The sequence below is a fragment of the Kitasatospora sp. NPDC093806 genome, from assembly GCF_040683335.1.
In the GTDB taxonomy this organism is placed as follows: Bacteria; Actinomycetota; Actinomycetes; order Streptomycetales; family Streptomycetaceae; genus Kitasatospora.
The window spans coordinates 1-21,590 of sequence record NZ_JBFBDO010000125.1; the positions used below are offsets into that span (position 1 = coordinate 1).

A 21,590-nucleotide genomic window follows, 5' to 3' on the forward strand; every position below is an offset into this window, starting at 1 on the left:
CCCCGGCCGACCTCCCCCGCTACCACACCTACGCGCTACCGGAGTTGATCGGCCACTCCTACCCCCGCACCCGCGGCGCCGAGCTCGACCTGCTGGTCGACCTGCTCGGCTGGTTCACCATCCTCGACGACCGCTTCGACGGCCCGCCCGGCCGCCACCCCGCCGAGGCCCGCGCCATCGTCGAGCCGCTGCTCGCCGTGGTGGCCGGCCGACCGGTCCCCAGCGGTCCGCCGCACCCCCAACTCCTGTCCGCATGGGAGGAGTTGTGGCAGCGCCAGAGCACTCCCATGCCGCCGGGCTGGCGGCGCCGCGCCGCCGCCGAGTGGCGGTCCTGCCTGGAGACCTTCCTCACCGAGGCCGCCCACCGGGCCGCGCGCACCACCCCCGATCTCGCCGAGACCGTCCGGCTGCGCCGCCATGCCAGCTGCCTCTACCCGTTCATGTGCATACTGGAGCGCGCCCACGGCAGCGAGGCGCCCGCCGGGCTGCACGCCGAGCCCGCGCTCCACCGCCTGCGCGCCAACACCGCCGACGCGGCGACCCTGATCAACGACCTGTACTCGGCGGACCGCGAGGAGCGCCAGAGCGCCGCGGCCTTCAACACCGTGCTCGCCCTGCAACGGGTCCGCGGCTGCACCCGCAGCCGGGCCGCCCACGCGGTCGAGGCCCGGATCGCCCGGCTGACGGCGGAGAGCGAGACCCTGCGCCGGCGGCTGCTGCGCCGGCACCCGGCCGGCCACTGGTACCTCGACGGCACCCGGGAACTGGTCGAGGGCGTGTACACCTGGACCAGCACCAGCCGCCGCTACCTCAGGGAGGACGGCCCGCGCTGACCCCGGCCGGGACGGGCCGGTGGTGGCGCCTCCGCTCCGGGGCCGCCACCGGCCCGGGCGGGTCCGGGCGAGTCCGGGCGGGCCCGGGCGGCTCCGGCGCTACTTCCGGCCGCCGAGCGCGAACAGCAGCAGGACGAAGCCCGCGAAGAGGTGCGTGGCGAAGATGTAGATGCCCGCGCGGATCAGCATGGCCTTCCGCCGCGCCTTCTCCTCCGCGGTGGCCCCGGGTTCCGCGCCGAATCCGGGCTCCGCGGCGGCCCCGGGCTCCGCAGCGGCCCCGGGCTCCGCGATGCCCCCACCGGTGTTCTCGCTCACGACCGGACACTCCTTCGTTCGACGGGTTGGTCGGGCCGCGCGCCCCACCGGCCGCTCATCCGTTGCCCACCCGGGTCACGCGCGACCCGGGCGCCCGCAGCTCGGTGAGCAGCGCGCCCTGGTCGGTGATCAGCTCGGTGAGGATCCGCCGGGCGGCCCGGAGCAGCTCGGCGACGTCCGGCGTGCTCAGCGCGTAGACCACGGTGTTGCCCTCCCGGGTGGCCGTGACCAGCTGGGTCCGGCGCAGCACCGCGAGCTGCTGGGAGAGGTTGGACGGCTCGATCTCGATCTCGGCCAGCAGCTCGCGGACCGGGCGCGGCCCGTCCTGGAGCAGTTCCAGCACGCGGATCCGGACCGGGTGGCCGAGGGTGCGGAAGAACTCCGCCTTGGCCTGGTACAGCGGGACCGCCATCGTCCGCCCTCTCCCTCCGGGTGCGGCCGGGGTCCGGCCGGGAAGCATCATCCTTGCAGATGAAGATTTCTTCAAGTCGTCATGGTCCGCCACCGCCCGCAGCCATGGTCCGCCACCACCCGTCGCCGGGAAACGGGACGGGCCCGAGGTCCCCCGAACCCCGGGCCCATCCCTACGTCGACCGCGCTGTCAACAAGGCACCACGACGTCGACGGTCACCGGGGCCGGGGCCCACGGGTAGGTGGCGACGCTGAAGCTGCCGTGCACGGTGGAGCCGCAGGCCACGGTCCCGCCGACGCCGCGCACCTGGACGGTGCTGGCGGTGAAGAGCGTCCGGCCGCTGACCGAGCCGAGCGACGCGCCGCCCACGACGTTGCCGGACAGGCCGGTCAGCAGCTCGACGGTCTGCGGCCACGGGGTGCCGGGGCTCGGCGGGCCCGCCAGGCTGATCTGGCCGTACAGCTGGACGCTGTCGCCGGTGACCTCGGCGCAGACCTTGGTCGACAGACCGGCCTGCAGGCCGGACGCGCCGCAGGTGACGGTGGTGGTGGCGGCCGTCTGGGCCGCGCTCGCCTCGGCCGGCACCGCCAGCAGGGCCGCCGCTCCGGCGATCCCGGCCGCCGTCAGGGTGAGTCGGTTCATCCGCATGGTCCCGCTCCTCTTTCTCTCGCTGCTCATCAACACATCCATAGATCCACATGTGACATTTCACATGTGGCATGACGCAACCCTGGCATGCGAATCGAATGCGGCAAAGGAGGAAGATCCAAACACTTGGTGATCGGACCGGAAACAAACCTTCGATGGCGTGATCATGGTCGCGGCCCGACCGGGCTACTCGCCGAGCGGCACTCGGCCGGCGCCGAGCCGGTGGGCGCTCTCGATGGCCATGTCCATGAACGCGAGCGCGTCCGCCCGCCGGGCGAACGGGTTCGGGTAGAGCGAGCGCCGCCGCCCGCCGGCCCGGATCCGCAGGCACTCGTCGACGATCCGGTGCCACCGCCCGTCGAAGGCCAGGTGGGCGTACTCCCCCGCACCGCGCTTGGAGGTGATCTTCCCGGTGGCCAGCGTGTAGTGCAGCCGGCTCACACCGAGCACCCCCCAGACCGGCCCCCACCCGCTGAGACAGGCCAGTCCCGGCCGCGACGCCAGCCGGGAGGAACGCTGCCACCAGGGCCGCCAGTACTCGTCGAGGTTCCCCGCCGTCCAGGCCGCCAGCTCCGTCGGGCAGGTGTCGATCATCAGCTCCTGGGCGCGCGGCCCGCACAGCGTGACGCCCTGGCGCGCCAGCGTGTGCCAGAGCACGGGCGTGCGGTCGGATCTCACCCGGTGCCGGACCGTCCCCTCGAAGACGTGCGGCCCCGGCACCGCCTGCGCGGGCGAACCCGCCAACTCGTGCCAGGTCAGGTAGGGGCCGTCGAAGGCGGGGCGCGGGAAGCGGGCCGCGAGCCGGGCGTGCGCGCGCTCCAACCCGGGCAGCTGGTCCGCCGTCACCGGGTCCGCGGACACCGCCACGAAGTCGATGTCGCTCCGTCCGGGGTGGAAGTCGTCCAGCGCCGTCGAACCGACCAGGTAGAGGCCCTCGACGAGCCCGGGCGCGGCGGCGTCGACCAGGGCCAGATAGGTGTCGGCGATCTCGTGTACGAGAGGGTGCACAGTCACGGCCGCAAGCCTGCCATCCGGTTGACCCTCCGTGTCCGTTCGTTTCCGCCTTGGGTCGGCGCGTGTTGGTCAGGCGTGCACCCTCTTCGCGCCACCCTCACCCCCTTTCGCGCCACCCTTCTCGCCACCCTCGCCACCTTCGCCACCCTGCTGGGTCCCTGCGCCGCCGCCGGCCCGGTGAGCCTCACCGGGTCCGCCGCCACCGCTGCGGCCCCCGGGGCGCCCGGACCACCCGCCGCCCTGCTCGGCGAGGAGGTGCGCCTGCTCCCGGTCCGGGACCGCGCCGTGGCGCTCACCTTCAACGCCGCCTGGGACGAGACCGGCCTGGCGAGCGTCCTCGACACCCTGCGCGAGAGCGCCGCGCCCGCCGCGTTCTTCCCCACCGGCCGGTTCGCCGAGGAGCACGCCGACGCCGTCCGCACCATCGCCGACGCCGGCCACGGGCTCGGCAACCACTCCCACAGCCACCCGCACTTCACCGGGCTCGCGCCGGAGGAGGCGCGCGCGGAGGTGTTGCGCGCCGATGCCGCGATCCGGCGCGCGTCCGGCGCGGAGCCGCTGCCGTTCTTCCGCTTCCCCTACAGCGAGACCACCCCGGAGGCGATCACCCAGGTCAACGCGCTGGGCTTCGCCGATCTGGAGTTCACCACCGACACCAACGGCTACCTCGGCCCGTCCCGCGGCATGACCGTCGACCGGGTCGTCGAACGGGCCCTCGCCGCCCTCGCCCCGGGCGCGATCCTCCAGCTCCACGTCGGCAGCTCCGAGGACGCTCCCCCGGCCGAGCGCCACTGCCTCGACGCCGAGGCCCTCCCCCGCGTCATCGACGCCGTCCGCGCCGCCGGCTACCGCGTCCTCGACCTGCGCGAGCTGCTGACCGCGGGCTGAGGGAGGCCGCCGTTCTGAGGCCGCCCGCCGGTCGCCTCCGGGTGCCGGGCCCCGGGCGCCGGGCGCCGGGCGCCGCCGGCGGATCCGGACGGCTCAGGAGCCGCTCGCCAGCGAGGCCCGGAGCCCGTCGACGCGGTGGACGGCCTCGCCGAACGCGGTGGCGTCGAGCCGGCCGCTGTCGAGCGCGGTGGCGAGGGCCTCGACGGCGGCGTCGCCCTGGCGGACGTCCCGCGCGGAGCAGAGCAGGAGGTCCATCCCGGCGTCGGCGGCCGCGACGGCCCGGTCGCCGACGTCGCCGAAGGCCTTGAGGGCACCGGCTTCGAGCGCGTCGGTGACGGTCACGCCGTCGAAGCCGAGGCGCTCGCGCAGTTCGCCCTGGACGATGGTGCGCGAGAGCCCGGCCGGGAGGTAGGCGTCGAGGGCGGGGTAGACCGCCCAGGAGGTCATGACCAGACGGACGCCGGCGGCGATCGCGGCCCGGTACGGCTCCTCGCCCCGCGCCCGGAGGTCCGAGAGCGGGACGGAGAGGATGACCGGGCGCTCGTCGGTGTTCTCCTCGCGGGCGGCGGCGCCGAGGCCGGGGAAGTGCTTGGCGGTGGCGAGCACGCCGAGGGCCTGCTGCGCGCGGAGGAAGGCCGAGCCCAGCTCGGCGACCACGGCGGGGTTGCGGCTGTAGGAGCGCTCCGAGTGGTCGATGAAGTTGTCCGGGGTGTCGAAGACGTCGAGCACCGGCGCGAGGTTGACGTTCAGGCCCGCGTCGCGGAGGGTGCGGGCCGCCCCGGCACCCGCGTGGGCGGCCGCGCCGGCCGGGTCGGCGGCGGCTCCGGTGGCACGGGCGGAGAGCTCGGGCTCGCCGGGGTTGATCCGGCGGACCTTCCCGCCCTCCTGGTCGGTCATCAGCAGCAGCGGGGAGCCGGACGGGGCGGCGGCCGCGGCCTGCCGCAGCTGGGCGATCGCGGCCTGGAGCTGGGGCGGGGTGGCGACGTTGTCCTTGAACAGGATGACGCCGGCGGCCCGGCCCGCGCTGATGGTCCGGAGCAGTTCGGGCGGCGGGACGGCGCCGGAGTAGGAGTAGACGACCCGGCGGCCGGCGAGCAGGAGGGATTCGGTGGTGGGCACGGGTGTCGTCCTCTCGGTGGGCGTGGGTTCTGCGGGTGTCGTCCCGGCGGGGCCGGCGGGACGCCCGTCGGTGGGGGACCGGTCGGTTCCGAGGGACCGGTCGGTTCCGGGGGTCCGCTCGGCGGCGGGGTTCGGCGGCCGGACGGCCCGGGCGTCCGGGCCGGGCGGCGGGTGCACGCCCGACGGGGCCTGCGGGACCGCCGCGGCCAGCGCGGTCAGCAGCAGGGCCAGGACCGCGCCGCGGACCGCGCGGCGGGGAACACGACGGGGTATCGGCATCCGGCTTTCCTCTGCCTCTCCATCACTCGATCACTCGATCGGTCGAGCACGCTCTCGCGCTCGGTCGTCCGATCGATCGGCCACGCTCGGGACTCGGCCGTGCTCACGCTCGGCCACCCGATCACTCGGCCATCCGATCACTCGGCCATCCGATCACTCGGTCACCCGATCGGTCGGCGACCCGCCCCCTGGGCCCCCGGCCACTCGCCGGGGGACACCAGCAGCCTCCCCCCGGGAGCGGTCATCCCGCCTCCCGGAGCAGCCGTCCGAGGACGGTGATGCCGTCCTCGATCTCACCGATGGCGCGCGCCGCGTAGCCGAGGACCAGCCCGGGCGGGTGCGGCAGCCGGGCGTGCCAGGAGAGCGGCTGCACCTTGACGCCGTGGGCGAGCGCCGCCGCGGCGAGCTCGGTGTCCGTGCAGCCCAGCCCGTCCGGGAAGGTGAGCATCAGGTGCAGTCCGGCCGCCTCGCCGTGCACGACGGCACCGGGCAGCCGGGCGCCGATGGCGGCGATCATCGCGTCCCGGCGGCGCCGGTGGCGCGGGCGCAGCAGCCGCAGCTGGCGTTCGAGCGCGCCGGAGTCCATCAGCCGGGCGAGGACGAGTTGCGGCAGCGCGGCGTTGCCGAGGTCGGCGAGGCGTTTGGCGTCGACCAGCCGCTCCCGGTGGCGGGCGGGGGCGAGCATCCAGCCGATGCGCAGGGCGGGCGCGAGGAGTTTGGAGATGCTGCCCAGGTAGAGGACCTGGTCGGGCAGGACGCCGCGGAGCGCGGGCACGGGCGGGCGGTCGTAGCGGTGTTCGGCGTCGTAGTCGTCCTCGATGACCAGCCCGCCGTCGGCCGCCCAGCGGAGCAGTTCGCGCCGCCGGGCGCCGCCGAGGACCACCCCGGTCGGGAACTGGTGGGCGGGGGTGAGCAGGACGGCGCGGGCGCCGGTGGCGCGCAGCGCGTCGACCCGGACGCCCTCGGCGTCGACGGGGACGGGCGGGGTGGCGGCGATCCGGTGGCCGAGATGCTGGCGGGTGCCGAGCGAGCCCGGGTCCTCGACGGCCACGGTGTCGACCCCTTCCGCGCGGAGCACCTCGCCGGCGAGGGCGAGCGCCTGGGCGGCGCCGGCCACGATGAGGACCTCGTCGGGATCGGCGCGGATGCCGCGGTTGCGCGCGAGCCAGTCGGCGACGGCGCGGCGCAGGGCGGGGGTGCCGCGCGGGTCGCCGTAGCCGAAGTCCTGGGCGTCGAGGTCGTGGACGACGGCGCGTTCGGCGCGGAGCCAGGCGGTGCGGGGGAAGGCGGCGAGGTCGGGGAGGCCGGGTGAGAGGTCGATCCGGGCGGGCACGGCGCGCAGGGTGTCGAAGCTGGCGGGGACGGGCGCGTCGGCGAACGGCGACGCGCTGCCGGGTGCGCCATCGAGTTTCGGGGGCGGTTGCGGGGCGGCCGGTGGCGGGGTGAGCGGGTCGACCACGACGGTGCCGCCCCGGCCCCGGCCCGCGATCCGCCCCTCCTCCGTCAGCCGGCGGTAGGCGTCGGTGACCACCCCGCGCGAGACCTTCAGGTCGGCGGCCAGCACGCGGGTGGCGGGCAGGCGGCTGCCGACCGGCAGCCGGCCGTCGGTGATCGCCCGGCGCAGCCGGTCCGCCAGCCAGTCGGCGATCCCCCCGACGGGCGCCTCCCGGGCGTCCAACTGGAGGAAGTCGGCGCCGGCCGTTTTGGACCTGTCGACCGAATGATCATTGGACCTGTGCACGGGTCCATTGTGGGGCGAGGGTGAGGGCATGACGACCAGTACCCCGTACGTTCACGGCTACTCCCCCACCGAGGCCCGGCGCCTCGGCGACCAGGCCGACACCCTCGCGGCGCTCCTGCACGCCGGTACCGCCTACCCGCCGGGCAGCCGGGTCCTGGAGGCCGGCTGCGGCGTCGGGGCGCAGACGGTGCACCTGCTGGACTCCGGCCCGGGCATCGCGCTGACGGCCGCCGACATCTCGGCCGACTCGCTGGCCCGGGCGCGCGCCCGGGTGGCGGAGCACGCGCCCGGCGCGCGGGTCGACTGGCACCACGGGGACCTGCACCGGCTGCCGTTCCCCGACGGCGCCTTCGACCACGTCTTCGTCTGCTTCGTCCTCGAACACCTCGCCGATCCGGTGGCGGCCCTGGCCGCGCTGCGCCGGGTGCTTCGGCCCGGCGGCACGATCACCGTGATCGAGGGCGACCACGGCTCGGCGTTCTTCCATCCGCGCAGCGAGGCGGCGGACACGGTCGTCGGCCACCTGGTCCGGCTCCAGGCCGCGGGCGGCGGGGACGGCCTGATCGGGCGGCGGCTGTACCCGCTGCTGGTCGAGGCCGGGTTCCGGGACGTCGCCGTCGGCCCGCGGACGGTGTACGCGGACGGCGCCCGGCCCGAGCTGGTCGAGGGCTTCACCCGGCGGACCTTCGTCGCGATGGTCGAGTCGGTGCGGGCCGAGGCGGTCGGGGCCGGCCTGGCCACCGCCGAGGCGTTCGACCGGGGCGTCGCCGACCTGCGCCGCGCGGCCGAGCCGGGCGGGACCTTCCACTACACCTTCTTCAAGGCGGTGGCGGTCAACCCCTGACCGGCCGCGGTCGGCGCGGGGTCGTCCCGGGGCCGGCGCGGCGTCTGGCGGGGGGTCGTCCCGGCGTCGGGCCGGGGCCGACACGGGGTCACTCCGGGTCGTCCCCGAGGGTGGTGAGCAGGACGCGCATGGCGTCGATCAGCGCCGCGGTCTGCGTCGCGTCCAGTCCGGCCAGGATGCGGTGCTCGGTGGCGAGGTGGTCGGGCAGGGCACGGTCGATCAGCGCGTGGCCCTCCGCGGTGAGTTCCACCTCGCGGCTGCGGCCGTCAGAGCCGCTGGGGGTGCGGGTGACCAGGCCGCGGGCCTCCAGCCGGTCGAGGCGCTGGGTGATCGCGCCCGAGGTGACCATCGCGGACTGCATGAGACCGGTCGGGGTGAGGCGGTACGGCGGGCCGCTGCGGCGGAGGGTGGCGAGGACGTCGAAGGAGGCGAAGTCGAGGTCGTGCCGGGCGAAGGTCCGCTTCAACTCGGCTTCCACCAGGCGGGTGAGCCGCTTCAACCGACCGATCACCTCCATCGGGGAGACGTCGAGGTCGGGGCGCTCCGCGCCCCACTGCCGGACCACGCGGTCCACATGATCTGGGTGCTGTGCCATGGCCCCACCCTAAACGATGCCTTAGTGGTGAGGTAGCTCACAGCATTCGGTCCGCCACATCCCGCCCAGATTCCTTAGCACTGAGATACATTGGCTTAGTGCTAAGGAATCGACTCGCCATCGTGCTGCTGACCGCCCTCGCCCCCGCCATCTGGGGCTCCACCTACCTCGTCACCACCGAACTGCTGCCGCCCGGACGCCCGCTGCTCGCCGGGGTGCTCCGCGCCCTGCCCGCCGGACTGCTGCTCATCGCCCTCACCCGCCGTCTGCCGACCGGCAGTTGGTGGTGGCGCTCGCTGGTCCTCGGCGCCCTGAACATCGGCGCCTTCTTCGCCCTGCTCTTCGTCGCCGCCTACCGCCTGCCCGGCGGCGTCGCCGCCACCGTCGGCGCCGTCCAGCCGCTCATCGCCGCCGGCCTCTCGGCCGCCCTCCTCGGCGACCGGCTCTCCCTGCGCACCCTCCTCTCCGGCATCGCCGGGGTGGCCGGCGTCAGCCTGCTCGTCCTGCGGGCCAACGCCCAGCTCGACGCCCTCGGCATCGTGGCCGCCCTCGCCGGCGCCGTGGTGATGGCCACCGGCGTCGTCCTCTCCAAGCGCTGGACCTCGCCGGCGCCGCTGCTCGCCACCACCGGCTGGCAGCTCACCGCGGGCGGCCTGCTGCTGCTCCCGGTCGCCCTGCTGGTCGAGGGACCGCCGCCGTCCCACCTCACCGGGGCCAACCTGCTCGGCTACGGCTACCTGAGCCTGATCGGCGCGGCCGTCGCGTACGCGCTGTGGTTCCGCGGCATCCGCGCCCTGCCGCCGACCTCCGTCACCTTCCTCGGCCTGCTCAGCCCGGTGGTCGCCACCGCCCTCGGCTGGCTCGTGCTCGGCCAGGACCTCGCCCCGGTCCAGATCCTCGGCGCCCTGATCGTGCTCGGCTCGCTGGTCGCCGCGCAGACCCAGCGGCCGCGCACCCCGGCCGAGGTGGTGGCCGCGGCGGCCCCCGCCGACCACGCGTCGGACCCCGTGGCCGAGCACGCCGAGCACACCGAGCACACCGCTCGCGCCGACCGCCAGACCGTCTGACCCCCGCTCCACCCCGCTCCGCCCCCGTCCATCCCAGCCCATCCCATCGCAAACCCAGGAGAACCCCCATGCGCATCACCGTGTTCGGCGCGAGCGGCAACGTCGGCAGCCGGGTGGTGGCCGAGGCCGTCGCCCGCGGCCACCAGGTCACCGCCGTGCTCCGCGACCCGTCCCGCCCGCACTCGTTCCCGCCCGCCGTCACGATCGCCACCGGCGACGCCCGCGACCCCGAGGACGTCCGCCGCCTCGCCGCCGGCCAGGACCTGCTGGTCACGGCCACCCGCCCGGCCCCCGGCCACGAGGACGAGCTGGCCGCCGCGACCAAGGGCCTGCTCACCGGCCTGGCCGGAACGGGCGTGCGGTTGCTGCTCGTCGGCGGCGCCGGCAGCCTGCTGTTGCCCGGCGGGAACGGCGCCACCGTCGTCGACGACCCCGGGTTCCCCGCCTCCTGGCGGCCGATCGCCGACGCCTGCACCGAGCAGCTCGCCCTCTGCCGCGCGGACGAGGAGGTCGACTGGACCTACCTCAGCCCGGCCGCCCTGCTCGAACCGGGCGAGCGCACCGGCCGCTTCCGCCTCGGCCGGGACGAGCTCCTGGTCGACGCCGCGGGCACCTCGGCCGTCTCGATGGAGGACCTCGCCGTCGCCCTCCTCGACGAGGCCGAGCAGCCGACCCACCGCCGGGCCCGCTTCACGGTCGGCTACTGAACCCGGCCGATGAACCCGCCCGACGGGTCGGGCCGATGCCGGGGCCGCCCCGGCGAGCCCAGTGTGAGCAACCGTCAACCCCCTTGTCGCGATTCACTCGCACGAGGGGGTTGCTCCATTTTCCGACAGGGTTCCGGGTGGCCCAGGCACCACCGGAAAGACGGGTGCCCGCCGGATCGATCGGGACGCTCGCAGCGGCCAGGATCGACGCCATGACCACAGGAACCAGCAACCGTCCCGGGCACCGCACCCGGCTCGCCACCCTCGGCAGGGGCACCGCCGCGGTGCTCGCCGCCCTCGCCCTCACCCAGGCCACCGGCGTGGGCCTGTCCACCAGCGCGTCCGCCGCTCCCGCCGTCCCCGCCCGCTACGCCCACCAGCAACTCGCCTGGCAGCCCTGCGCCGAGGAGGCCACCCTGGAGTGCGCCGACATGACGGTGCCCCGCGACTGGCACCACCCCGGGCGGGGGCCGGACCTCACCGTCGCGGTCTCCCGCCACCGCGCGAGCGATCCGGCCCGGCGGATCGGCACCCTGCTGACCGCCGCCGGCGGCCCCGGCGGCCAGGGCCTGCTGCGCCCGGCCGACCACGTCAAGAACGCGCCCGCGCTCGGCGCCGCCTACGACATCGTGGGCTTCGACCAGCGCGGCGTCGGCCACAGCACCCGGGCCGTGTGCCAGACCCCGGAGGAGTTCCGGGCGTTCTTCGCCGGGGACTTCCGCGACGACGCGCCGGCCGACCGCGCCCGGGTCATCGCCGCCTCGCGCGGGTTCGCCGCCGACTGCGAGCGGCGCAGCGACGGCCTGTTGCCCTACCTGACGACCGAGCAGACCGCGCGGGACGTCGACCTGTTCCGCGCCCTGCTCGGCGAGCGCCGGGTCAGCTACTACGGCCCGTCCTACGCCACCATGATCGGCGCGTACTACGCGACGCTCTTCCCGCACCGGATCGAGCGGATGGTGCTGGACAGCAACATCGGCTTCGACGGCACCTGGGAGCGGTTCCAGCAGGGGCAGCCGATGAGCTTCCAGCGGCGGTTCGAGGAGGACTTCCTGCCCTGGCTGGCCGCACGGGACGACACCTACCACTACGGCTCGACCGCGGCCGGGGCGAAGGCCCGCTGGGAGGAGCGCCGGGCCGCGCTGCGCGAGCACCCGGTCGTCGACGGCGCGCTCACCATCGGGTCGAACCAGCTGGACAACGGCACGATCCAGGGCATCTACCGGGAGAACAACGGCTTCACCCTGCTGGCCACGGCGCTGGCCGCGCTCGACGACTGGCCGGCCGCCGGCCCGGCCGCCCGCGCCGCGGCGCGGCGGGTCTTCGGCGAGTACCTCAGCCCGGAGTTCCTCGCCGAGTACTTCGCGGTGACCTGCGCCGACACGCCCTGGACGCGCGACCTCGCCGTCTGGACCGACCGGGCCGCGGAGAACACCGCCCGCTGGCCGCTGGTCGGCGCCCGGACGCTGGCCTTCTCCGCCGTCTGCGCCTCCTGGCCGGCACCGACCGCGCCCCGGGTCCGGGTCACCGGCGCGGGCCTGCCGCCCACCCTGATGCTCAACTCGGTGCACGACCCGGCGACGTACTACGAGGCAGCGCTCTCCGCGCACCGGGCCCTGCGCGGCTCCCGCCTGGTGACGGTCACCGGCAACGGCGACCACGGGCAGTACCCCGGGCCGAACCCGTGCGTGCGCTCCGTCGTGGAGTCCTACCTGCTCACCGGGAGCGTGCCCGCCGAGGACGTCACCTGCCCGTCACCGGGGGTGGCATGACCGCGCCGACCATTCCGACCACGCCGACCGCCGGGGCCCTCCCTTCGGCCCGGCACGCACGGCGGTGGCCGCCGGAGAACCGGCGGCCACCGTGGAGGGGCGGTAGCGGGTGGGGCCCCGCGGGGGATCCGGGGTCAGGGGCGGTCCAGGGTGATGGAGTTGATCGGGGTGAGGTCGGCGTAGACCCCGGCCTGCGCGGCGATGTCGTAGCCGCAGCCGGTGCCGTTGTAGCCGGTGCACAGGTGGGCGTGCGCCCCGCCGGACTGGTTGTTGAGCACCCAGTGCCAGCCGTTCTGGTTGCTGAGGTTGTGGGCTCCGTAGCTCCAGAAGATGTCGGTCGGCGGGGTGCTGGTGTTGGCGTCCCGGGCGTAGATGCAGACCGCCCCGTACGGGCAGCCGTCCCAGGAGCCGTCGGCGGCCTGGGCGCCGGAGGTCCCCATCGTGGTGACGGCGGCGGTCGCGAGGGCGAGCGCGGCGAGGGCGTGCAGGAACTTGCGCATGGTGGTTCTCCCTCTGGTGGTGCTGGGCTGACCAGTGGTCGGCCAGTACTCAGCAGCGTAGGAAGGATCCGGCGGGAGGGGTCCCTGACGGATGACAGGGTGCCCGGGCCCGGCCGCCCCGGCCGCCCCGACCGCCCCGACCTCGCGGGCGGCGGGCGCCGCCGGTCAGCGGGGCGCGGCGAAGGTGTCGCAGCCGGCCGGGTCGCCGCTGCGGTAGCCGGTGGTGAACCAGGCCTTGCGCTGGTCGGAGGAGCCATGGGTCCAGGTCTCCGGGTCGATGCGGCCGGTGGCCTGCTTCTGGATCCGGTCGTCGCCGACCGCCGCCGCCGCGTCCAGACCTTGGGCGATGTCCTGGTCGGTGAGCGTGCTGATCAACGGCCGCCCGGTGGAGGCCTGCGGGGTGCTGGTGGCGTGGTGCGCCCAGACGCCCGCGTAGCAGTCGGCCTGGAGTTCCAGCTTGACCGAGGCGCTGTTCTGGCCCTGCCGGTCCCGGCCGACCTTCTGCATGGTGCCGGTCAGGTTCTGGATGTGGTGGCCGTACTCGTGGGCCACCACGTAGGCCTCGGCGAACGGGCCGCCACGGGCGCCGAACCGGGTGGAGAGCTCGTCGAAGAAGCCGAGGTCGAAGTAGGCGCGCCGATCGCCCGGACAGTAGAACGGTCCGACGGCGGAGCTCGCCCCGCCACAAGCCGTGGACACCCGGTCGGTGAACAGGACGGTCTCGGCGGGCCGGTAGGCGGTGCCGGTCCGGGGCAGCGCTCCGCCCCAGTACTCCTGGAGGCTGTTGGTGACGGCGACGATCCGGCAGTCCTGGCGGCGGTTGGCGTCCGCGCCGGTCCGGCAGGCCTGCTGGACCTCCCCGGCGGTGATGCCCTGGCCGCTCCCGGCGCTCGGCCCGCCCCCGTCCGAGAGCCCGAGGATGCTCGGGTCGACGCCGAAGAGCACGGCGATCAGCACCGCGATCAGACCGGCCGCACCACCACCGATGGCGACCTTCCCCCGCGGGATGCCGCGCCGGTCGTCCACCTGCGAGGTGTCGAGGTCCCCCTGATCGTCGAACTGCATGCCTACCCGTCCCTCGCGCTTCCGACGGCGCCCACGACGCCGCACGACCGACCCCGGCCGCCCGGCCACGCTAACCGCTCACCCACCCCCCACCAGGGAAAGACGCGCAGGTCAGAGCCCTTTTCCCGATCCCCCCACCAGGCCCGCCCACCCCTCCTCCGGACGCCCACCGAGGAACACCCCGACCCGCTCCCACACCTCCCGGGGCACCCCGGCCGTCCCGGCGGCCCCGCCGGGCTCCTCCCCTGCCGTCCTCACCGACTCCCGCAGCACGACGGCAAGCCGGCCGGCAAGATCCGGCCGGGTGTCCCAGACCGCCGGGTCGCAGCGGAGCACCGCCGACAGCAGGTCCCCCGGGTGGAGATCACCCTCGACCAGCGGATCCCGGCAGAGGAGGTCGACCGCGCGAGGGAGCAGATGCGGCAGGCCGACGGCCTGACCGATGAGCAGGCGCAGCTCCTCGACGCCGAGGTCCGGGACGGGGCGGCGGCGCAGCGCGTGGGCGGCGATGGTCAGCCGGGTGGCATCGGAGGCCGGCTCGGGCCACCGGAGTCCTTCGAGCGCCTCCAGCGAGCCCGGGACAAGAGGCGCGGCGGAGCTCCCGTCGACAGCGGCCCCCGCACGGCCCCGGGCACGGGCACGGCTCATGGGCGGACCAGCTCCTCGGCACTCCCGGGCTCCCGGGCATCGGATCGCTCCTCGGTGAGGGCTTGCCGGCCGATGACCCGGAGCAGGGCCAGGCGTTCCGCGGTGTCGGTGCCGGGCGGCGCCGTGTAGACGAGAAGGAGCTGGTCCTGACCTGCCGTGGCCAGCACCTCGCAGTCCAGTTCGATCCGGCCGGCCACCGGGTGCAGGACGGTCTTGCGGCCGCTGCGCCGGACGGCCACGTCGTGCCGCGCCCAGTGGGCGGCGAACTCCTCGCCCGAGGCGAGCAGGCGCCCGACCAACCCGGTCAGGTGCGCGTCCCCGGGCCGGGCCGCGTGCGCGGCGCGCAGGTGGGCGACGTGCGACCGGGTCAGTTCCTCGTGCTCCTCGGCGGGGAAGAGCGCGCGGGCGGGCGGCTCGGTGAACCAGCGGAGGACCACATTGCGCTGCTCCGGCGGCCGCTGCTCGACGTCGCCGAGCAGCGCGGCGGCCATCGGATTCTGGACGAGGACGTCACCAACGTCGGAGACCACCTGGGCCGGGGTGTCGTGCAGGCGGTCCAGGATCAGCAGCAGGCCGGGCCGGACATGGGTGAGCGGGGTGTGGCGGCGCGGGGGCAGGTGACCGGCGAGGTGGAACAGGTGGTCCCGCTCGTCGTCGGTGAGCCGCAGGGCCCGGGCCAGGGCGGCGACCAGCTGCGCCGAGGGCTGCGGGCCGCGGCGCTGCTCCAGGCGCGCGTAGTAGTCCACGGACAGTCCGGCGAGCTGGGCCACCTCCTCCCGGCGCAGGCCGGGGGTGCGGCGGCGCGCGCCCGGCGGCAGTCCGACGTCGGCGGGGGTGAGCCCGGCTCGACGGCGGGTCAGGAAGTCGGCGAGGCCGGGTCGGTCGATCACCCGCCCATCCTGCACCGCGGGCGGGCCGCTCAACCAGGGACCGCCGGTCCCTGGTTGAGCGGGTCTCTGCCACCGCCGGCCGCGCCTCGCCAGAGTGGTGGGCCGGGGGCCGGCGGCGAACGCACCGGGCAGGCACCGGGCGGAGGACCGCCGTACCCCGCACAGCAACAGACCACCACCGAGGGAGCAGTGGGCAATGACGACGTTTCTGGTGACGGGCGCCACCGGCCAGGTCGGCCGCCGGTTCGTGCCGCGGCTGGCGCAGTGGGCCGAACGGGGCGCGGTCCGGGTTCTGGTGCGGCACGAGGCGCAGGCGGAGGCGGCCACCGCGCGCGGCCTCCGGGTGACCCTCGGCGACCTGCGCGAGCCGGCCGATCGGGCGCGGGCGCTGGAAGGCGTCGACGTGGTGGTGCACATCGCCGCCGCGCTGCGCGGGGTGCCGGACGAGGAGGCGTTCGCGGTGAACCGGGACGCCACGGTCGCCCTCGGAGGGGACGCGGCCGAGGCCGGGGTCCGGCGTTTCGTGCACACCAGCACGAACCTGGTCTACGGCCGCGGTCTGGGCCGTCCGGCGGTGGAGGGCGACCGGCCGGCGCCGGATCCGGCCTGGGGTGCCTACGCCGCGTCCAAGGCCGCCGCCGAGAGCGGACTGCGGGACCTGGGCGAACGGCTGCCGCTGGTCGTGGTCCGGCCCGCGTTCGTCTACGGCGAAGGAGACCCACACCTCGCGGACTCGCTGCACTGGGCCGGCCACTGGCCCTCGCACCAGCGGCTGCCGGTGGTCCACCACGCCGACCTCGCGCGGGCGCTGTGGAGCGCGGCGGTCACCCCCGGGGTCGAGGGGCGCACCTACAACGTGGCGGACGACGCGCCGGTGACCGCCTGGGACCTGCACGAGATCAACGGCGCGCCCCGGCCGGCCGCCTGGACGGCCACCCCGGACACCGGCCGGAACCGCCCGGGCGACACCACCGACCCCTGGGAGGGCCAGGTGTCGACCGCCGCCCTCCGCCGCGAGCTGGGCTGGCGCCCGCTGTACCCGTCGGTGTGGACGGCCCGCGACGCCGGCGCGCTCTAGGTGTTCTGACCACCGAGGCGGTTGACGTGGTTCACGGCTGGGTGAGGACGGTCAGGAGATCCGGGGCGGCGGGCCGCCGGGGCACCTGGGGGGTGACGCGGCGACCCGCCGGGGGGTTAGCGGGCGGGGGTGGCCGGTGCCGGGGTGTAGCCGGCGGGGCGGGTGGTGAAGGTGCCCCGGCCCTGGGTGCGGCTGCGCAGGGCGGTCGCGTAGCCGAAGAGCTCGGCGAGCGGGACGACCGCCGTCACCACGGCCGTGCCGCCGTGCGGGGCCGAGCCCTGGACGCGGCCGCGGCGGGCCGCGAGGTCGCCGAGGACGCCGCCCATGACCTCCTGCGGCACGGTCACCGTCACCTCGGCGACCGGTTCCAGCACCACCATCCGGCAGGCCCGGAGGGCTTCGCGCAGGGCCTGCCGTCCGGCGGTGCGGAACGCCAGCTCCGAGGAGTCCTTGGAGTGGGTGGCCCCGTCGGTCAGGGTGACCCGCAGGCCGGTGACCGGGTGGCCGCCCAGCGGGCCCTCGGCGAGGGCGTCCCGGCAGCCGGCCTCGACCGCCTGGACGTACTCCTTCGGCACCCGTCCGCCCGTCACCGTGGACGCGAACACGAAGCCCTCGGGCGCCCGGCCGTCGGTGTCGGCGTCAGCGTCCAGCGGGGCCACGTCGAGCACCACGTGGGCGAACTGCCCGGCGCCGCCGTCCTGTTTGACGTGCCGGTGGACCAGGCCGGTGACCCCGCGCTCGACGGTCTCCCGGTGGGCGACCTGCGGACATCCGACGGCCACCTCCAGCCCGGAGCGGCGAAGCTTCTCCACCGCCACCTCCAGGTGCAGTTCACCCAGCCCGGACAGCACCCGCTGGCCGGTCTCCGGGTCGGTGCGGACGACCAGGGACGGGTCCTCCTCGGCGAGCCGGGCCAGGGCGGTGGCCAGCCGGTCGGTGTCGACCGAGCGCCGCGCCTCGACGGCCACCGCCACCACCGGTTCGGCGGCCACCGTCGGTTCCAGGACCAGCGGTGCGCCGGGCGCGCAGAGCGTCGCCCCGGCCCGCGCGGCCTTGACGCCGCTCACCACGACGATGTCCCCGGCGACGGCCACGTGGACCGCCGAGCGCTGGTCGGCCTGGGGCTGGAAAACCCAGGCGATGCGTTCCGTGCGGCCGGTGCCCGCGTCCAGCACCGTGTCCCCCTTCCGTAGGGTGCCCGCGTACAGCCGGAGATAGGTGAGCCGGCCGGTGTCGGTGACGTTCACCTTGAACACCAGCGCGGTGAGCGGCCCGTCGGGATCGGCGGCCCGCTCCTCCTCGACGCCGCCGACCCCGCCGCCGACGCCGACGCCGCCCCCGGCCACGCCGCGCACCGGCGGGACGTCCAGCGGCGACGGCAGGTAGGCGGTGACCGCGGCGAGCAGCGGCTCGATCCCCCGGTTGCGGTAGGCCGAGCCGCACAGCACCACCACGGCCTCCCCGCGGTGGGTGAGGTCGCGCAGCGCCGCCGCCAGCGTCGCGGCGGAGAGCGCCGAGTGCTCGTAGTACTCCTCCAGCGCGTCCGGATGGAGCCCGGCCACCGCCTCGTCCAGCAGCCGTCGCCGCCGCTCGGCCTCGGCCCGCAGCTCCTCGGGCACCGGTCCCTCCCGGTAGCCGTCCCGGTCGGGGCCGTCGTCCCAGGTCAGGGCACGCATCGTCAGCAGGTCGACCACGCCGGTGAAGCCGTCCTCCCGTCCGATGGGCAACTGGACCGCGAGCGGTACGGGGTGCAGCCGCTCCCGGATCGAGGCGACGGCCGCGTCCAGGTCGGCGCCGGCCCGGTCCATCTTGTTGACGAAGGCGATCCGCGGCACGCCGTGCCGGTCGGCCTGGCGCCAGACGGACTCGCTCTGCGGCTCCACCCCGGCGACGGCGTCGAACACGGCGACCGCCCCGTCCAGCACCCGCAGCGAGCGTTCGACCTCGTCGGCGAAGTCGACGTGGCCGGGGGTGTCGATCAGGTTGATCCGGTGCCCGTCCCAGAGGCAGCCGACGGCCGCCGCGGAGATGGTGATGCCGCGTTCGCGTTCCTGCGGGTGGCAGTCGGTGACGGTGGTGCCGTCGTGGACCTCGCCGCGCTTGTGGGTCTCGCCGGCCAGGTAGAGGATCCGCTCGGTGACGGTGGTCTTGCCGGCGTCCACGTGGGCGAGGATGCCCAGGTTGCGGACGGTGGCGATGCTGCTGAGGGTGGTGCTGCTGAAGCGGCGGACGTCGGTGCGCATGGCCCGGTGCCTTTCGGGGTGTTCCTGGAAAGGGGCGGCGCGATTTCCGGCGACGGCGACGGCGACGGCCGAGAGGCCGGGAGCGGAAACGGAGACGGACACGGCAGCCGGTCCGAACAGGACGGTTCGGTAGGCCTCCGGGCGGACTCGCGGATCCGGTGTCAGGCGTGCGTCGCGGATGTCCGGTGCCGGCCGCGCAGCGGGCACCGGAGGGACGAGGACACCAGGATCACCTCGTAGCGGGACGAGGGGACGACGACAGCGGTGCGGTAGCGCACGACCCGTCCTCCTCCACTCGTCACGGCACGCACCACCACCGATTCACGGCGGCGCGTCTCTGAGTGCCGAGTGTAGGGAGTCGACCGCTCCCGGGGCACCGGTTTTTTCCACACCGGCATTCCCGCACCACCCGCCCGACCCGCCGTCAGCGCTCCCGGCGCAGTCAGCCGCTCAGCCGCTCAGCCCGCGACGGCCGCCGCCAGCCGCCGCGCGGCCTCCACCAGCTCCGCCGGGTCCGCGGCCGCCGCGAAGCTGAGCCGCAGGTGGGCGGCGGGCGGCTCGGCCGGGAAGTAGCGCCGCCCGGCGTTGACGGCCACACCGCGGACGCGGGCCGCGTCGGCGACGGCGCCGTCCGCCACCCGGTCCGGCAGCCGCTGCCACAGGTGCAGCCCGCCGACCGGGAGCCGCGCGGGCGTCCACTCCGGCAGCTCGCGCGCCAGGGCGTCGGCGAGCACGCCGCAGCGTTCGCGCAACGCCGCGGCCAGGGTGCGCAGATGGCGGTCCCAGGAGGGGGTGGAGAGCAGTTCGACGGCGGCCTCCTGGAGCGGGCGGGCGACGAAGAAGTCGTCGACCGTCCGCATGCCGCGCAGCCGGCCCATCACCGGGCCGCGCGCGACGACCGCGCCGATCCGCAGGCTCGGCGAGGCGGGCTTGGTCAGCGAGGTGACGTGCACGATGGTGCCGTCCCGGTCGTCGGCGACCAGCGGCGCCGGGACCGGGCGGCCGTGGCCGAGGTGGCGGGCGAAGTCGTCCTCGACGACAAAGGCCCCGGCGGCCCGGGCGACGTCGACGACCTGCCGGCGGCGCTCGGGGGCGAGCACGGCGCCGGTGGGGTTGTGGAAGGTCGGCTGGCAGTAGAGCAGCCGGGCGCCCGTCATGGCGAAGGCGTCGGCGAGCAGGTCGGGGCGGATCCCGTCCTCGTCGGCCGGGACCGGGACGGGGCGCAGCCCGGCCGCGCGGGCGGCGGCGAGCGCGCCGGGGTAGGTCGGCGACTCGACCAGGACGGGGCTGCCGGCGGCGGAGATCGCCCGGAACAGCATGGAGAGCGCGCCCTGGCCGCCGCCGGTGACCAGGACGTCCTCGGGGCTGACCCCGGGGCCGGCCTGCCGGGCCAGGACCGCCCGCAGCGGCGCGAGCCCGACGGCGGGGGCCCGGCGCCAGGCGTCGGGGCGGCGGGCGGCCCGGGCCAGGGCGGCGCCGAGGGCGCGGGTGGGCTGGAGGTTCTCGTGCAGGTAGCCGCCGGCCAGGCTGATCGTCCCGTCGGGGAGCGCGCCCACCGCGTCCGCGGCGTCGCCGCCTTGGCCGGACGCGTCGCCGGGGCCGGCACCGCCGGTCGGGTCGGTGTCGGGCACGTGCGGGCGGCCGGCCAGGGCGACGGTCTGCCAGGAGGTGTCGGCGGCCCGGTCGTCCGGGCGGGCCCGGCGGACGGCGACGAAGGTGCCGCTGCCGGGGCGGGTCACCACGGCTCCCTCGGCGGCGAGTTGGGCGATCGCACGGGACACCGTGACCGGGCCGACGCCATGACGGGCGATCAAGTCCCGGCTGCTGGGCAGCCGTTCGCCGGGGGCGCGCCCGGCGATCTCGCGCCGGAGCATCGCCACCAACACCTCGGTACTGCTACCGTCAGACATGAGGAATCACAATAGCGCTTTCGCCACCGGCCCGGAACCGCTCTCGGTCGCCCCGACCCCGTCCGCCCGAGGAGGCTCCGAGGGGCTCCCCCTCGGCGAGACCCTGGACATCGCCGCGTTGCGGGCCGACACCCCCGGCTGCGAGTCCGTGATCCACTTCAACAACGCCGGCTGCGGACTGATGGCCCGTCCGGTGCTGCAGGCACAGGTCGACCACCTCCAACTGGAGGCCACCATCGGCGGCTACGAGGCCTCCGCCGCCCGCGCCGCCGAGGTCGCCGACTTCCACGCCGCGGTGGCCGATCTGCTCAACGCCGCCCCGGGCACGATCGCCTTCGCCGGCAGCGCCACCCACGCCTACTCCAAGGCGCTCTCCGCGATCGACTTCCGGCCCGGCGACGTCGTCCTCACGACGCGCAACGACTTCATCTCCAACCAGATCGCCTTCCTCTCCCTGCGCCGCCGCTTCGGCGTCGAGATCGTGCACGCCCCGGACCACCCGGACGGCAGCGGCGTCGACGTCGAGGCGATGGCCGCGCTGATGCGCGCCAGGCGACCCCGGCTGGTCGCCGCCACGCACGTCCCGACCAACTCCGGGCTGGTCCAGCCGGTCGCCGAGATCGGGCGGCACTGCCGGGAGCTGGACCTGCTCTACCTGGTCGACGCCTGCCAGTCGGTCGGCCAGTACGAGATCGACGTCGAGGAGATCGGCGCCGACCTGCTCACCGCGACCTGCCGCAAGTTCCTGCGCGGGCCGCGCGGTTCGGGCTTCCTGTACGTCTCCGAGCGGGTGCTCCACTCGGGGGCGGAGCCGCTGTTCATCGACATGTACGGCGCGCGCTGGACGGCCCCGGGCGAGTACCGGCCGGTCGAGACGGCGGCCCGGTTCGAGGAGTGGGAGTTCCCGTACGCGACCGTGCTCGGCTGCGCGGCCGCCGTCCGCTACGCGCTGGAGGTGGGACCGGCCGCGATCGCCCGGCGGACCCCGGCGCTGGCCGCCCGGCTGCGCGAGCGGCTGGCCG

The 21,590-nt window shown here is 75.6% G+C and carries 21 protein-coding genes; 8 read left to right on the forward strand and 13 right to left on the reverse strand.

Going from position 1 to position 21,590, the window contains the following annotated elements; genetic code table 11:
• On the forward strand, window positions 1–833 hold an 833-nt coding region (locus AB0N76_RS34610), incomplete at its 5' end, for a terpene synthase family protein (protein WP_363564117.1).
• 99 nt (window positions 834–932) lie between these two features.
• On the opposite strand, the gene AB0N76_RS34615 is transcribed toward AB0N76_RS34610, so the two are convergent.
• From AB0N76_RS34615 to AB0N76_RS34630, 4 genes are all read right to left on the reverse strand, one after another.
• A complete protein-coding gene (locus AB0N76_RS34615) occupies window positions 933–1,148 on the reverse strand; it encodes a DUF6126 family protein (RefSeq protein ID WP_363564119.1) in 216 nt (71 codons plus the stop codon).
• Window positions 1,149–1,203: 55 nt separating this feature from the next.
• Window positions 1,204–1,560: a metalloregulator ArsR/SmtB family transcription factor gene (locus AB0N76_RS34620; protein ID WP_363564121.1), complete on the reverse strand. Its 357-nt coding sequence runs from the start codon at window positions 1,558–1,560 to the stop codon at window positions 1,204–1,206.
• Window positions 1,561–1,749: 189 nt separating this feature from the next.
• Window positions 1,750–2,208, reverse strand: a complete 459-nt coding sequence (locus AB0N76_RS34625; RefSeq protein ID WP_363564123.1) for a hypothetical protein — start codon at window positions 2,206–2,208, stop codon at window positions 1,750–1,752.
• 186 nt (window positions 2,209–2,394) lie between these two features.
• Window positions 2,395–3,222, reverse strand: coding sequence for a nucleotidyltransferase domain-containing protein (locus AB0N76_RS34630; RefSeq protein WP_363564125.1), 828 nt, complete (start codon window positions 3,220–3,222; stop codon window positions 2,395–2,397).
• 75 nt (window positions 3,223–3,297) lie between these two features.
• Here AB0N76_RS34630 and AB0N76_RS34635 point away from each other — a divergent pair, with 75 nt between their 5' ends.
• Window positions 3,298–4,110 carry a polysaccharide deacetylase family protein gene (locus AB0N76_RS34635; RefSeq protein WP_363564127.1) on the forward strand — a complete coding sequence of 271 codons (813 nt, stop codon included), beginning with the start codon at window positions 3,298–3,300 and terminating at the stop codon, window positions 4,108–4,110.
• A gap of 93 nt (window positions 4,111–4,203) precedes the next feature.
• On the opposite strand, the gene AB0N76_RS34640 is transcribed toward AB0N76_RS34635, so the two are convergent.
• Together AB0N76_RS34640 and AB0N76_RS34645 are read right to left on the reverse strand one after the other, a co-directional pair.
• On the reverse strand, window positions 4,204–5,508 hold the full coding sequence (locus AB0N76_RS34640; RefSeq protein WP_363564129.1) for a glycoside hydrolase family 3 N-terminal domain-containing protein: 1,305 nt from the start codon (window positions 5,506–5,508) through the stop codon (window positions 4,204–4,206).
• Window positions 5,509–5,749: 241 nt separating this feature from the next.
• A complete protein-coding gene (locus tag AB0N76_RS34645) occupies window positions 5,750–7,249 on the reverse strand; it encodes a PLP-dependent aminotransferase family protein (protein ID WP_363564131.1) in 1,500 nt (499 codons plus the stop codon).
• Window positions 7,250–7,277: 28 nt separating this feature from the next.
• Between AB0N76_RS34645 and AB0N76_RS34650 the strand changes: the two genes are divergently transcribed.
• Window positions 7,278–8,093, forward strand: coding sequence for a methyltransferase domain-containing protein (locus tag AB0N76_RS34650; protein WP_363564133.1), 816 nt, complete (start codon window positions 7,278–7,280; stop codon window positions 8,091–8,093).
• Window positions 8,094–8,181: 88 nt separating this feature from the next.
• On the opposite strand, the gene AB0N76_RS34655 is transcribed toward AB0N76_RS34650, so the two are convergent.
• On the reverse strand, window positions 8,182–8,688 hold the full coding sequence (locus tag AB0N76_RS34655; RefSeq protein ID WP_363564135.1) for a MarR family transcriptional regulator: 507 nt from the start codon (window positions 8,686–8,688) through the stop codon (window positions 8,182–8,184).
• Between the two features lie 98 nt (window positions 8,689–8,786).
• Between AB0N76_RS34655 and AB0N76_RS34660 the strand changes: the two genes are divergently transcribed.
• From AB0N76_RS34660 to AB0N76_RS34670, 3 genes are all read left to right on the forward strand, one after another.
• Window positions 8,787–9,755 (forward strand): EamA family transporter, encoded by a 969-nt coding sequence (locus AB0N76_RS34660; RefSeq protein WP_363564137.1) that lies wholly within the window; start codon window positions 8,787–8,789, stop codon window positions 9,753–9,755.
• Between the two features lie 68 nt (window positions 9,756–9,823).
• Window positions 9,824–10,462 (forward strand): NAD(P)H-binding protein, encoded by a 639-nt coding sequence (locus tag AB0N76_RS34665; RefSeq protein ID WP_363564139.1) that lies wholly within the window; start codon window positions 9,824–9,826, stop codon window positions 10,460–10,462.
• 212 nt (window positions 10,463–10,674) lie between these two features.
• Entirely contained in the window at window positions 10,675–12,234 is a 1,560-nt protein-coding gene (locus AB0N76_RS34670; RefSeq protein WP_363564141.1) for an alpha/beta hydrolase, read from the forward strand.
• 134 nt (window positions 12,235–12,368) lie between these two features.
• On the opposite strand, the gene AB0N76_RS34675 is transcribed toward AB0N76_RS34670, so the two are convergent.
• From AB0N76_RS34675 to AB0N76_RS34690, 4 genes are all read right to left on the reverse strand, one after another.
• A complete protein-coding gene (locus AB0N76_RS34675; protein WP_363564143.1) occupies window positions 12,369–12,734 on the reverse strand; it encodes a hypothetical protein in 366 nt (121 codons plus the stop codon).
• Between the two features lie 165 nt (window positions 12,735–12,899).
• Window positions 12,900–13,799: a neutral zinc metallopeptidase gene (locus tag AB0N76_RS34680; protein ID WP_363564145.1), complete on the reverse strand. Its 900-nt coding sequence runs from the start codon at window positions 13,797–13,799 to the stop codon at window positions 12,900–12,902.
• Between the two features lie 111 nt (window positions 13,800–13,910).
• The gene (locus AB0N76_RS34685) at window positions 13,911–14,447 is read right to left on the reverse strand and encodes a contact-dependent growth inhibition system immunity protein (RefSeq protein ID WP_363564147.1); all 537 of its coding nucleotides are present in this window, start codon (window positions 14,445–14,447) and stop codon (window positions 13,911–13,913) included.
• Window positions 14,444–15,334 (reverse strand): helix-turn-helix transcriptional regulator, encoded by an 891-nt coding sequence (locus AB0N76_RS34690; RefSeq protein WP_363564157.1) that lies wholly within the window; start codon window positions 15,332–15,334, stop codon window positions 14,444–14,446. Before AB0N76_RS34690 ends, AB0N76_RS34685 begins: the two co-directional genes overlap by 4 nt.
• 199 nt (window positions 15,335–15,533) lie before the next feature.
• On the opposite strand from AB0N76_RS34690, the gene AB0N76_RS34695 reads away from it, so the two are divergent.
• Window positions 15,534–16,415: an NAD-dependent epimerase/dehydratase family protein gene (locus tag AB0N76_RS34695; protein WP_363564149.1), complete on the forward strand. Its 882-nt coding sequence runs from the start codon at window positions 15,534–15,536 to the stop codon at window positions 16,413–16,415.
• Between the two features lie 116 nt (window positions 16,416–16,531).
• Here AB0N76_RS34695 and fusA read toward each other — a convergent pair whose 3' ends face one another.
• Both fusA and AB0N76_RS34705 read right to left on the reverse strand, forming a co-directional pair.
• Window positions 16,532–18,658, reverse strand: a complete 2,127-nt coding sequence (gene fusA, locus AB0N76_RS34700; protein ID WP_363564151.1) for an elongation factor G — start codon at window positions 18,656–18,658, stop codon at window positions 16,532–16,534.
• Window positions 18,659–19,116: 458 nt separating this feature from the next.
• Complete coding sequence (locus tag AB0N76_RS34705) at window positions 19,117–20,568, reverse strand: PLP-dependent aminotransferase family protein (protein ID WP_363564153.1); 1,452 nt, start codon at window positions 20,566–20,568, stop codon at window positions 19,117–19,119.
• Here AB0N76_RS34705 and AB0N76_RS34710 point away from each other — a divergent pair.
• A partial coding sequence (locus AB0N76_RS34710; protein ID WP_363564155.1) for an aminotransferase class V-fold PLP-dependent enzyme occupies window positions 20,567–21,590 on the forward strand: 1,024 nt, incomplete at its 3' end. The genes AB0N76_RS34705 and AB0N76_RS34710 overlap by 2 nt on opposite strands.

Excerpts from the sequence above, each read along its gene's own strand:
- AB0N76_RS34620 (WP_363564121.1), bottom strand. The coding sequence starts at position 1,560 with ATGGCGGTCCCGCTGTACCAGGCCAAGGCGGAGTTCTTCCGCACCCTC.
- AB0N76_RS34625 (WP_363564123.1), bottom strand. The coding sequence starts at position 2,208 with ATGCGGATGAACCGACTCACCCTGACGGCGGCCGGGATCGCCGGAGCG.
- AB0N76_RS34640 (WP_363564129.1), bottom strand. The coding sequence starts at position 5,508 with ATGCCGATACCCCGTCGTGTTCCCCGCCGCGCGGTCCGCGGCGCGGTC.
- AB0N76_RS34650 (WP_363564133.1), top strand. The coding sequence starts at position 7,278 with ATGACGACCAGTACCCCGTACGTTCACGGCTACTCCCCCACCGAGGCC.
- AB0N76_RS34655 (WP_363564135.1), bottom strand. The coding sequence starts at position 8,688 with ATGGCACAGCACCCAGATCATGTGGACCGCGTGGTCCGGCAGTGGGGC.
- AB0N76_RS34665 (WP_363564139.1), top strand. The coding sequence starts at position 9,824 with ATGCGCATCACCGTGTTCGGCGCGAGCGGCAACGTCGGCAGCCGGGTG.
- AB0N76_RS34670 (WP_363564141.1), top strand. The coding sequence starts at position 10,675 with ATGACCACAGGAACCAGCAACCGTCCCGGGCACCGCACCCGGCTCGCC.
- AB0N76_RS34675 (WP_363564143.1), bottom strand. The coding sequence starts at position 12,734 with ATGCGCAAGTTCCTGCACGCCCTCGCCGCGCTCGCCCTCGCGACCGCC.
- AB0N76_RS34680 (WP_363564145.1), bottom strand. The coding sequence starts at position 13,799 with ATGCAGTTCGACGATCAGGGGGACCTCGACACCTCGCAGGTGGACGAC.
- AB0N76_RS34685 (WP_363564147.1), bottom strand. The coding sequence starts at position 14,447 with ATGAGCCGTGCCCGTGCCCGGGGCCGTGCGGGGGCCGCTGTCGACGGG.
- AB0N76_RS34695 (WP_363564149.1), top strand. The coding sequence starts at position 15,534 with ATGACGACGTTTCTGGTGACGGGCGCCACCGGCCAGGTCGGCCGCCGG.
- fusA (WP_363564151.1), bottom strand. The coding sequence starts at position 18,658 with ATGCGCACCGACGTCCGCCGCTTCAGCAGCACCACCCTCAGCAGCATC.
- AB0N76_RS34705 (WP_363564153.1), bottom strand. The coding sequence starts at position 20,568 with ATGTCTGACGGTAGCAGTACCGAGGTGTTGGTGGCGATGCTCCGGCGC.